Origin of the sequence: Winogradskyella sp. UBA3174 (assembly GCF_002364335.1) — a bacterium.
GTDB lineage: Bacteria > Bacteroidota > Bacteroidia > Flavobacteriales > Flavobacteriaceae > Winogradskyella.
Genome location: NZ_DEXW01000039.1, coordinates 45,223 through 57,751, shown reverse-complemented (window position 1 = coordinate 57,751; position 12,529 = coordinate 45,223). Strand labels below are relative to the sequence as shown.

Below are 12,529 nucleotides of genomic sequence, written 5' to 3'. Positions count from 1 at the left end.
TAAATGTTACAAAAAACCTATTTTTTTTTGAATAAAGTGAGTAGACTACTTCGATTCTGCCTCAATAATTTTGTGAACCCATTGAATTGCCTCACTTAATGTGTCAAAAATTTCATAAGGTTTATGAAAAAACTCACTTTCAAATTCTGCATTTTTACGCATAAGTTGTGTATTAGGAACTATAGCAATAGCAACTAGGTTTGGGATTTTTTCTGTTTCAGAATAGGTTAAGGGATCTACAGAATAGGAATTTACACGGTTAGATATATAGACAATGTTTTTACCTTCAAAATGATTTTGAATAATTTTATTTAATCGTTCATTTAGCTCAGGTTTTATTTCAGCGCCTTCTTTTATCTGGCAAATTAAAAACTCATCAAAAACAAACATTTCTGAGTTTGGTAATTCGTAATAATGAAACATACCCATAGCAGCTATTTTTTTGTGAATTTGAAGTCAAATATATAAAATTGTTTTTTTGACTTAAGTAAATTATATGAATTATCTATATATCTAACATACCTATAAATGAAAGACGAAATTGATAAAAATCAAGAGTACGATTTAATATGTTTTGGAGGTGGTATAATGAGTGCTGTTTTAGCATTAATTTCTAAACTATTAAACCAGATTTAAAGGTGCTAATTTTAGAGCGTTTAGATGGTGTGGCGCAAGAGAGTTCTTCTGCTTGGGGTAATGCTGGTAATGGCTATTCTACTTTATGCGAATTAAATTATTGTCCTGAAAATAAGGATGGTTTTGTATCTATTAAAAAAGCAATAGATATCTGTAAACAGTTTGAAGTCTCTAAATAATTTTGGTCGTACTTAGTTAATGAAGCTATTATTAATTTACATAATACTAATGTATAAAGTAAAGCAGGCCCTCAAATCCACCGATGTCTTCAACATATTTAGACACACGTTATATTGATGGTAAACGAGAATTGTTATTTGTGCCATTTCCAGGTTTTAGTCCTAAATTTTTAAAAGAAGTTTCTAATTTTCGATTTATTTAAATCTGTAAATTTGAATAATATATCACCACTTTTGGGTGCATTTTGGCATAACCTATCATTAACCAAAGATTTGTTTAAAGAACAAATTCATAAATCTAAAAAAGTATTAAAATTATAAAGGAAGAGCAACACTCCTCCCAAGTACTTGAGATTTATGTTGCTCTTAACCAACCAATCAATATAAAGACTATTCTGTAACCTAATTGTTACATTAATGTTTATAATTTTGTTACTGCCAAATGACCTTGATTTCTAAAGACTAATTGTCCGTCAAATTCATCGAGTAAAATAATACTATCTGTGGTTACTTTACCAGCGAGTATTTCTTTACTAAGTTGATTTAAAACCTCTTTTTGAATCACTCGTTTTACAGGTCTCGCACCATATTCTGGATTATAACCTTTCTCTGCTAAATATGCTACAGCTTCTGGTGTTGCACCAAACGTTATGCCTTGTTGTGCAATCATTTTTGTGATACCTTTTAACTGTAATCCAACAATAGCGGTAATGTTCTTTTTAGATAAAGGCGTAAACATGATGGTATCATCGATACGATTTAAAAACTCTGGTCTAACGCTCTGTTTTAATAAAGCCAAAACATCTATTTTTGCTGCTGCGATAGCTGAAGGAATATCCTTTGTTGCTTCAAAACGCTCTTGTATAATCTGACTTCCCATATTTGAAGTCATAATAATAATGGTGTTTTTAAAATCTGCAATTCGTCCTTTGTTGTCCGTTAAGCGACCTTCATCTAAAACTTGTAATAGAATATTAAAGGTATCTGGATGCGCTTTTTCAATTTCATCTAATAAAACGACAGAATAGGGTTTGCGTCTAACAGCTTCCGTTAACTGTCCACCTTCATCATAACCTACGTATCCTGGAGGTGCGCCAACCAACCTACTTACAGCATGGCGTTCTTGGTATTCACTCATGTCTATTCTGGTCATTGCATTTTCATCATCAAATAGATATTCTGCCAAAGCTTTTGCTAATTCTGTTTTACCAACTCCTGTAGTTCCTAAAAATAGAAATGTACCAATTGGTTTATGTGGATTTTGAAGCCCAGCTCTAGAGCGTCTTACAGCGTCACTAACCGCCTCAATCGCTTCTTCTTGGCCAACAACACGCCTGTGTAATTCGTCCTCAAGTTTTAGTAATTTTTCACGATCACTTTGAAGCATTTTGGTCACCGGAATTCCGGTCCATTTTGCTACGATATCAGCAATATCTTCGTAAGTAACTTCCTCTTTAATCATAGAGGTTTCTTGCTGCTCTGATAATTGCTTCTGAAATTTTTCAAGCTCTACAGTAGCTTCCTTTATTTTACCATATCTAATTTCCGCTACTTTACCATAGTCACCATCGCGTTCTGCGCGTTCTGCTTCAAGCTTATAATTTTCAATATCTTGCTTTATAGTCTGTACCTTTTCTACAATCTCTTTTTCAGATTTCCATTTGGCATTAAGTTCGTTACGTTCTTCTTTAAGATTTGCTAAATCGGCTTTTAAAGATTTTAGTTTGCTTTCATCTTTCTCTCGTTTAATAGCTTCGAGTTCAATTTCTAACTGCATCACTTTACGGTCTAAGACATCTAATTCTTCTGGTTTAGAATTAATTTCCATTCGTAATTTAGATGCTGCCTCATCCATTAAGTCAATAGCTTTATCTGGAAGGAAGCGGTTTGTGATATAGCGTTCAGATAATTCTACAGCACCAATAATAGCTTCATCTTTAATTCTTACTTTGTGATGTGTTTCGTATTTCTCCTTAATTCCGCGTAAAATCGAAATCGCACTTTCGGTATCTGGTTCGTTGACGATAACTTTTTGAAAACGACGTTCCAAAGCTTTATCCTTCTCGAAGTATTTTTGGTACTCGTCTAATGTGGTAGCTCCAATTGCTCTTAATTCGCCACGTGCTAGTGCTGGCTTTAAAATGTTAGCCGCATCCATGGCACCTTGTCCTCCACCAGCGCCAACAAGTGTGTGAATTTCGTCGATAAATAAAACGATATCTCCATCACTTTCAGTCACTTCTTTAATGACTGCTTTTAGGCGCTCTTCAAACTCACCTTTAAATTTAGCGCCTGCAATTAAAGAACCCATATCTAAAGCAAAAATTTGTTTGTCTTTTAAATTTTCTGGAATATCACCATCTATAATTCTGTGTGCTAAACCTTCTGCAATTGCAGTTTTACCAGTGCCAGGTTCACCGACTAAAATTGGATTGTTTTTGGTACGACGCGATAAAATTTGAAGGATTCTTCGAATTTCTTCATCACGACCAATTACAGGATCTAGCTTACCATCTCGGGCTAATTGATTTAAGTTTTTAGCATATTTATTTAATGCATTATAAGTTTCTTCTTGACTTTGAGATGTTACACGGTCTCCTTTTCGCAATTCTTCAATAGCAGCATTTAAGCCTTTTTCAGTAACTCCTTGGTCTTTTAAGATTTGTGCTATTTTACTTTTAGATTTGAAAACAGCCAATACTAAGTGCTCAATAGACACAAAGTCGTCATTCATCTTTTTAGCAATGATAGAGGCTTCGTTTAACGTTTTATTGGCTTCGCGAGAAAGCATCAATTCACCGCCAGAAACTTTTGGAAAACTTTCGAGTGCTGCATCCAATATTTGTTGAAGCATAGCCAAATTAACATTCAACTTTTTTAAGAGGAATGGTAATACGTTTTCATCAACATTAAACAGCGCTTTAAAAACATGCTCATTTTCTATTTGTTGATGACCAAAACCTTGAGCGAGCTGCTGTGCTTGCTGTATTGCTTCTTGTGATTTTATTGTATAGTTATTAAAGTTCATATTTAATTTTATTTTTATTTGCTAGAATAGAGTTGAAACAATCTTTATTTCTACGAAACTCAAACAAATAGTGTTTATAGTAGTGTTGTATTTGTTTACCTTTAGACAATAATCTTACCAACATAGGGTTAGCGACAAAATGACTGATTTATTCAGTGATAGCGTGACGTTTCGTCAGTCTGTAAGGTTAGAGAATATGAACGACTATAGGTCTTAATAATTGAATTTTAAAGTATGGGAATTTTTAATAAAATGTTTAGTGGTTCATCAGAACCAAAAGAAGAAAAAGTGTTGCCTTGGATCGCATTAAATGATGTATCTCAGTTAGAAAACATCAAAGAAAAATCGGAAAGCAAAACACAGTTTGTTTTTAAGCATTCTACAACTTGTGGCATTAGTAGAATGGTCATGAAACAGTTTGTTGCTGCTTATGATTTAAATAACAATGCTGATTTACACTATTTAGACTTGTTGAGTTATCGCGATGTCTCTAACGAAGTGGGTTATAAATTTCAAGTAATGCACCAGTCGCCTCAGCTTTTAGTGATAAAGAATGGAGTAGTAGTAGCTCACGATTCTCATGGTGCTATAAATGAGATGGATTTAAATAAATTTATCTAAAATGCGATTAACAAGAGATTAGATAAAATTTGACTTTGTTATTGATAGATAAAATATAAAGTACCCTACTTATAGCTTCAATTTTGTTCTTCTATAAAAAAGAGCTATTTTAATAGCACCTAAAATCTATTGTATACATATTTTCAGCTCTAGGCTTATGTTCTGATTTAGCTATTAAATCAACATTATGAAGTTCTACAAGCAAATATTATTTAGTCTACTCCTTTTTGTCTTTTTCAAATTAAATGCACAAGACTTAAAACCCAAGTATTGGAAGTCCTTAAACGAGCAAGGTGAAAACTTATTAAAGAAGGATTCGGTTAAGCTAGCCTATCCGTATTTGCAAGATGCGTATACTATCGCAGAAGCGCATTATGAAGGTAGACCTAAATATGGTAAATCCTTATATAACTTTTATAAGGTTAATATGTATACTAAATCATATACTATCTTAGATTCTTTAAACCTTACTAAAGAACTTTTGGTTTACTCAAAGTCCTTAAAACCTTCAAAACGTTCCGAATATTCTACAAAGATTCAAGAACTGGCAGATTTGTCTTTAACTAATAGACAATTTCAAAAGGCTATAATGTTGTACAATGAGTATTTGGCTATACTCGATTTAGTAAGCAATAGCAAGGATTCTACCTATGCGAAAACACTTTTCGGACTTGGTAAAAGCTATAAGGGTACAGGTAAAAATAATATTGAAGCTAAAGAATATTTAGAACATGCATTAACTATAGTTGAATCTCAAGACCCAAGTCAAACTTTAAAAGTAGAAGTTGTTTTAATAGAGTTGCTGCCAGTTTATCTTGGCTTAAGGCAAGAAGATAAAGCTAATAAAGCTGTTAAATCGGCACTTAGTCTAATTGAGAATAAGGAAGGAAAGATAAATGAAGCTTTTGCAAGTAGGCTTTATAATATTGGGCTAGCTTATTTCAATGCAAGGTTTTTAGATCAGGCGTCACATTATATGAGCAAAGCTCAAAAAACATTTGAAGACTTAGGTGATTACGAAAGTATGTATTACTTATCGGTTAACTATATGTTAGGACGCATAGAAAAAGATAATAATAACTACATAGAATCTATTAAAGCCTTTATGAAAGTACAAGATGTTTTTGTAAAAAACAATAAAACAAACAATGATAACTATGCAATAACATTAGGAAATATAGGATTGAACTATGATCGCATTGGTGATTATGAAAAAGCAATGCTGTACTGTAATAAAGCGCTAGAGATTCCTGAAATAAGTAAAATCACTTATAGTAACAGGCTAATGGATAAGGGCTATTTTTATCAAAATATGGGACGATATGGGCGTTCTCACGAAGTTTATATTGAAGCTTTAGAAGCTATGGAAATTTCTCATGGTAAAAAGGATCCTGAATATGCAAAGTTGCTCAATAATATTGGTAAGCTTTATTTTGTAGAAGGGAAATATAAGGACGCACTTGTCTATTTTAGGGATGCCATAACTATTATTGAAGTTCCAGAAGGTCAGATATGGCATTCATTTTATAGTTATATGTTAAATGATTATTCAAAAACTTTATTCGAGCTAGGTGACTTTGAAGAGGCGCTTAAACTTATGAAAAAAAATGTAACTTATTTTGAAACTAATAAGAGGCCAAAAAATGAAGAATATTATAATAGAAAATTTAGTCTTGCCAAAGCTTATAATTTAAGAGGTGATTATCAAAAAGCATTACCTCTAATAGAAGGTTCTACAAAAATGCTAGGAGAAATATTAGGAAAGGCGCATGTTGACTATGGTCAGTTTTTAAAGACCTTGGGCGATACCTATTTTGGTTTAGGAATGACGGAACAGGCTGTGCTCGCTTTAGAACAATCTAACAGTGTTTTTGTAAATCAAATAGATAAAATATTTAGGTTCAGTAGTGAAAATGAAAAAAAGGCATTTATAAAAATGCTAACCAAGAATTTTAACCAAATGCAGTCCATTGCTATTTCCAAAAATTTAAATAATGACCTTTTAAATACTATTAATTTAAATAACCAATTGATGCTAAAAGGACTGTTGTTGAATAACTCCAAAGACATCACTTTTAAATTAAAATCTTTAGAAGATGATGCTATTAACGCTAAAATAAAAAGCTATCAAGAATTAAATAATAAAAGGACTAAATCATTAACACAATATTTAGCAAAAAGCAGGGTAGAGGCAGATAGTTTAAAAATCATAATTAATAAAAGAGAAGCTGAGCTGGTAAAGTTATATACATCTAACTTTGAGGGTGGTATTTCATTAGTGAGAGATTGGGAAGCTGTTAAAAGTAAATTAAAGAACGATGCCGTTGCTATTGAGTTTTCACACTTTAATGTATTGAAAGATAATGAGTTGACAGGTGAAGTCATGTACGTCGCTTATGTGTTTAATGCAATAGATGAATTCCCTAAAGTGGTCCCTTTATTTAAAGAATCTGAATTGAAAAAAGCCATTGCTAGAAAATCACCAGATGATTGGTACAGTTCAGATCAATTGTACAATTTAATCTGGCAACCTATTAAAATACACTTGTCAAAGGGCAATAGTATATTTTACGCACCGAGCGGTTTACTAAATCAAATCGCTTTCGCCGCTATTACTAAAAGTAATAATGCATTAGTTAATCAATATAAACTCATACAATTGAGCAGTACCTATAAATTGATTGAAGAAATTGCACCTTTAAACATGGATACAACAGTACTTATTGGCGGAATAACTTATGATTATGAATCGTCTAATGGAGAGGAAGCCGAAACAACCCAAAAAGAGGATACTTTTTTTTTAAATAACCCTGCTTTAAATAAGCTAAGAGGCACAAAGAGTAGAGGGGAAAGCTGGACGCTTCTTGAAGGGGCAGTAGATGAAATTGAAAGTTTAAATAGTTTACTAAAACAAGAAGGTACAAGTGTTTCGGTTTTAACAAAAAACGAAGCGACAGAAGCAAGTTTTAAAACTTTTAGTGGTCAAAGTCCAAGCCTTATTCATATTGCTACGCATGGATTCTTTTATGAAAACTTAAATAGGGATGCAAGTACAGAATTTAATTTAAGTACAGAAGATAACTATAGATTAGCAGAAGATCCATTATTGCGCTCAGGCTTAATATTAGCAGGTGCTAATTATGCATGGAAAAATGGTGGCAATCCAAATGAAGAAGAAGATGGCATTTTAACTGCTATGGAGATTTCTAATTTAGATTTATCAAATACGGATCTTGTAGTTTTAAGTGCTTGTAAAACGGGCTTAGGTGATATCGATGGAAGTGAAGGAGTCTATGGGTTGCAACGTGCTTTTAAAATGGCAGGCGTAGAGCGGTTAATAATGAGCTTATGGGAAGTGCCAGATGAGGAGACTTCAGAATTTATGAAATTATTTTATAATAATTGGCTACAAGGAACCACTTTAAGAGATGCTTTTATTAATACACAACGCAAAATGTACTTAAAGTATAAAAAAGAGCCTCAAAAATGGGCGGCTTTTGTGTTGTTTGAGTAGTTTTAAATTAAGAGTTTGCTATAAACCCTACATGTTAAGGGTTCTATTGTGCTGATTTAATGCGTTTTAACGTTATATTAAATTATTTTTATTACTTTAGTCAAGCTATTAATTATATTATGAAAAAACATACATTTCTCTCTCGAACCTTAAATCAAATACTTATTCTTTTTGTGCTTCTTGTAAGTGGTAGTTTAAATGCTCAAATAACGTCTTATCCTTATACTGAGGATTTTGAATCAGGCCCTTCGGGTTGGACAGTAGAAGGTGGTATTACAACTTGGACTTTAGGCTCACCATTGGCTCCAATAATTAATTCGGCCGCTTCTGGTACTAATGCATGGGTGACTAATTTGTCAGGAGATTATGTTCCAAATGAAAACGGGTCGGTGGTCAGCCCACAATTTGATTTTTCTTTTCTATATACCCCTTCAGTTGAATTTAAATTATGGTGGAATAGCGAGTTTGAATGGGATGGTGTTGTATTACAGTATTCCTCAGACTTGGTCAATTGGCAAAATGTAGGAACTGTTGGAACTGGAATCAACTGGTTTAATACTTTCTTAGTAGATGGAGGATATGGTGGTGGAAGTCCTGGTGGGCAAAATGAAGGCTGGAGTGGAAGAGAACTTGGTACTAATAATGGTTCTGGTGATTGGGTAACTGTTTCACATCCTTTAAGTAATTTAGCTGGAATGGGTAGTGTGTATTTTAGACTCGCTTTTGGGTCGGACCAAATAGTACATGATGAGGGTGTTGGGTTTGATGATTTTACTATTAAGGATAATTGCCAACTAACGCTTAGTCAATCTGCTCAAAATTTAGAATTAATTTATGATGGAAATGGAAATGTAGATGAGGTGAATACTTGGTTAAACAATAATGGTAATGCCATTGTAAGCACACCATGTGGTAATGTAGATTGGGACTATGATATTATCGATGACTTTTTAGAAGATACTAATGGTGATTCTTTAGACGATAGACTCAATATTGAAATTGAATTCATAGGAATAGATGAAGAAGGAAATTCAATATTTACTAATGCATTTATTGTTTTCGACAATTTTGCAACAGCAGGAGAAGGTGCAGGTAACGGAGGGGCAATCTGTGAGGACACTTTTCCAATAAGTGATTTTGATGATGATTTATTTACTTTTCCAAATCAAGGAGTAGACTATACAGATGCTAAATATAACTCATCAATATTTGACATTGAACAAACAAGTGGTAAGCCAGGATTAGAAAGACAGGGAACAGATGTAAAATTCCCTGATACCGGAGCAGGACAATTTACTTTTAATTTTCAGTTTAAAGTTCAGACAACAGTAATTATTGGAATGGAACTACCCAGAATGTATGAAACAACAACTAATTATACCGCAAATAATGTAACAGTTGCTTTTGAGCCTGGGCCAAATATTGAAATTGAAATATGTGATTTTGATAATGTAAGCCTTTTAGATTTGTATAATGAGTTAGAAATTCAATTAGATGTAGATACTTCGGAATTTAACGAAGCAGCAGATTTTGGTAGTGTCTTTGAGCCCCAAAATTCTTGGTATAATGAAGACGCTAATTTAGAAGATGGCTCTAACCCGTCTCCTTTAACGGAAATTACAGAACCTGGTGTTTATCAGTTTAATGCTAAGAATTTTTTACAGGATTGTGCTGGTGAGCCCGTCTTTGTAACACTTATTGGTGACCTAATAATAAATCAACAAGCTCAAAACCTTGTCATACAATACGATTCAAATGGAAATAACACCGAAATTGATGCATGGCTTGATAATAAAGGTGGCGCTACGACATTAGGTTGTGGAGATGTTACATGGGAATGGGAATTAACCGATTTCCAATTGAGTACAGATGTAAATCCTGACGATACTTTTTTAGTTTGCACAATAGAATTCAAAGCATTTGATATAAATGAAATTGAGATTGGTAATAGTACAGCACTACTAAAATATGAAAGCTTTCCAACTGCTGGATTAAGTCTTGGTAACGGAGGCACATTGTGCGGCATTACATCTTATGATTTAAATCAGCTAGCAAGTCCAAATTATAATAGCACAAAATTTAATTCGTCTATTATTACTGTTTCCCAAAATGGCGGTTTTCCTGGTGTAACTTCATCTGGTCCAGTCGTTACTTTTCCAGATACAGGGGCAGGTCAATTTTCCTATTCATTAATTGTTTCCATCGATACGCCTGTAGGTATAGGTAGTACATTAACTTTAGATGTTGAATCTACAGCAAATTTGACAGTTGGTGAAGTGATAATTCCTTTTGAGCCTGGACCCAATATTACAGTTGAATTATGTGATTTTGATAATGCAAGCCTTTTAGATTTGTATAATGAGTTAGAAATTCAATTAGATGTAGATACTTCGGAATTTAACGAAGCAGCAGATTTTGGTAATATCTTTGAACCCCAAAATTCTTGGTATAATGAAAACGATAATTTAGAAGATGGCTCTAACCCGTCTCCTTTAACGGAAATTACAGAACCTGGTGTTTATCAGTTCAATGCTAAGAATTTTTTAGAGGATTGTGCTGGGGAACCCGTATTTGTGACTTTAGACTTTGAACCCTCTCCAGTAGCTGGTGACTCTGATTTCGTTTTTGAAGATTGTTTTGATTTTAATACTGTTGATTTAAGCAATTATCTTAGTTTCGATGCTGATGCTAATGGTACTTGGGAAAGTCTTGATGGACTTACTATTATTAATAATAAAGATGTGGAGTTTCCAGATACTGGTGCAGGTCAGTTTACTTATAACTTCATATATAGAGTACAAAATTCTTGTGGTGAAGAAGATGAAGCACTAATTGACATTGAAATTAATAATGTTGAAGATGTTAATGCAGGAAATAGTCAAGTAGATATTTCTATAAGTCCTAGTGTGGTTGATTTAGACACCTATTTAAGTAATAATGCTACACTTGGAGGTTTATGGTCAGGAGATCTATTAGTAAACGTTGATGATGGTACCGTTGTTTTTCCAGATACTGGTGCAGGTCAGTTTTTTTATAGCTTCTCTTATTTGGTAGAAAACGAATGCGGTCAAAGTGAAACTGCAACTTTCGATTTTGTTATTGATATTCCAGATAATGCTGGAGAGAATGGAGATTTAAACATTTGTTCAGGTAATTTATTAACTGAAGGTCTAATGTTTAATGCATTAAATGGTAGTCCACAAACTGGTGGTACATGGAGTCCGGCCCTTAACGGAGGAGGAGTTTATACCTATACTGTTAATGCCGTAAATAGTGATTCAGCAACTGTTACAGTAACAGAAGAAATACAACTGTCTGCAGGTGAGAATGGTGGTTACACAATTAATTCAGGAGAAACAGTAACTGAATCTCAATTATTTAATGCTTTAGAAGGTACGCCTGATCCAGGAGGTGTTTGGTCACCTACTCCAGATGGTGTTCAAATGTACACATATACTCATGCTGCAGGTGCTTGTGAAGAAAGATCTGCTGTAGTTGATGTTGTTTTATCTGTCATTAATATTAACAAATTAGATGCGTTACATATTTATCCAAATCCAACATCAGATTTTATTTATTTAAAAGGTAATACAACTTTAGTTGAAAGAATTGATCTATTCTCAATTGCTGGACAAAAAATTAAAAGTATTAAAAGTAATTTTGAAGAAATTGATGTAAAGATGATTGAAGCCGGTGTTTATTTTCTGAAAATTTCAAATAAAAAGCAACAGAAAATTATAAAATTCATAAAGGAATAGAAGAACTTTATTTAATCTATGTAAGAGTTATAGGCAGGTTTTATAACTCTTGCAAAACATATCTTTAATTTCAGAATCTCCATAACCAAGGGGTTTCAAGAACTCTGATAATGCTTTTAATTCTAGTTGTTTGGTTTTGTATTCTGTTTCTTTAAGTACCTTAAATAGACTAAATTCAGTTGTCTCTAAATTTTCATATTTACTTTCTATTACGGTCCACTCGTAAGAGCCTCCATATTTAAGGTTTATGTCATCTATGAAAAGTGTGATGTTAGTATCGTGTGTTCCAATTTTAGTTGCTTTATCAGAACCAGTTTCTCTTAAAACAAAATAGTAAGGTTTGGTCTTACTCTTTTTTTGTTCCCACTCAAAACGAATTTCATTGGAATATAAGTTAGTGCTGTCTATAGGTTGAATTAGATTTACATAATCTCCTCTATACACAAAACCACTTTTATTATAACCATCAGAAAGAGTGTTAGTAAACTCTTTCCAGAAATAAATCATGACCTCTCTACTGTAGCTATTATTACTCTTAATTGCCTGTAACCTTAATAGCTCTTTATGCTTAAAGGTTCCGGTTTCATGCAGTTCATAAACATCTCCCTCGTTGTTAATGATATAGGCGACATCGTCTCTATTCATAATAAGTTTGGTTTTCTTGCTTATTATAGTTCCTATAGTTACTATTTCTACCGAGTCATTTTTTTTTGTATAAGGTTCTCCTTCAAACTTAAGCACAAATAAGTTGTTGTTTTGAGCCATACTTGCTGAACTTATAAGAACGGCTAAT

Annotated in this window: 8 protein-coding genes; 5 read left to right on the top strand and 3 right to left on the bottom strand. The window is 33.1% G+C overall.

What is annotated here, in order from left to right; genetic code table 11:
* Positions 1–45: 45 nt before the first annotated feature.
* A complete protein-coding gene (locus B2U95_RS06090; RefSeq protein ID WP_296313824.1) occupies positions 46–429 on the bottom strand; it encodes a hypothetical protein in 384 nt (127 codons plus the stop codon).
* Positions 430–638: 209 nt separating this feature from the next.
* On the opposite strand from B2U95_RS06090, the gene B2U95_RS06085 reads away from it, so the two are divergent.
* Together B2U95_RS06085 and B2U95_RS16205 are read left to right on the top strand one after the other, a co-directional pair.
* Positions 639–815 carry a malate:quinone oxidoreductase gene (locus tag B2U95_RS06085; protein WP_296313823.1) on the top strand — a complete coding sequence of 59 codons (177 nt, stop codon included), beginning with the start codon at positions 639–641 and terminating at the stop codon, positions 813–815.
* Positions 816–898: 83 nt separating this feature from the next.
* Positions 899–1,018: a malate:quinone oxidoreductase gene (locus B2U95_RS16205; RefSeq protein ID WP_349675755.1), complete on the top strand. Its 120-nt coding sequence runs from the start codon at positions 899–901 to the stop codon at positions 1,016–1,018.
* Between the two features lie 218 nt (positions 1,019–1,236).
* Here the strand turns inward: B2U95_RS16205 and clpB are convergent, their stop codons facing one another.
* On the bottom strand, positions 1,237–3,843 hold the full coding sequence (gene clpB, locus B2U95_RS06080; protein ID WP_296313822.1) for an ATP-dependent chaperone ClpB: 2,607 nt from the start codon (positions 3,841–3,843) through the stop codon (positions 1,237–1,239).
* A gap of 234 nt (positions 3,844–4,077) precedes the next feature.
* Here clpB and ytxJ point away from each other — a divergent pair, with 234 nt between their 5' ends.
* The 3 genes from ytxJ to B2U95_RS06065 all read left to right on the top strand — a co-directional run bounded on the left by ytxJ (position 4,078) and on the right by B2U95_RS06065 (position 11,736).
* Positions 4,078–4,464, top strand: a complete 387-nt coding sequence (gene ytxJ, locus B2U95_RS06075) for a bacillithiol system redox-active protein YtxJ (RefSeq protein WP_296313821.1) — start codon at positions 4,078–4,080, stop codon at positions 4,462–4,464.
* Between the two features lie 187 nt (positions 4,465–4,651).
* A complete protein-coding gene (locus B2U95_RS06070; RefSeq protein WP_296313819.1) occupies positions 4,652–7,978 on the top strand; it encodes a CHAT domain-containing protein in 3,327 nt (1,108 codons plus the stop codon).
* A gap of 119 nt (positions 7,979–8,097) precedes the next feature.
* The gene (locus B2U95_RS06065; RefSeq protein ID WP_296313817.1) at positions 8,098–11,736 is read left to right on the top strand and encodes a T9SS type A sorting domain-containing protein; all 3,639 of its coding nucleotides are present in this window, start codon (positions 8,098–8,100) and stop codon (positions 11,734–11,736) included.
* A gap of 27 nt (positions 11,737–11,763) precedes the next feature.
* Here the strand turns inward: B2U95_RS06065 and B2U95_RS06060 are convergent, their stop codons facing one another.
* Positions 11,764–12,501, bottom strand: coding sequence for a hypothetical protein (locus tag B2U95_RS06060; protein WP_296313815.1), 738 nt, complete (start codon positions 12,499–12,501; stop codon positions 11,764–11,766).
* Positions 12,502–12,529 lie beyond the last annotated feature (28 nt).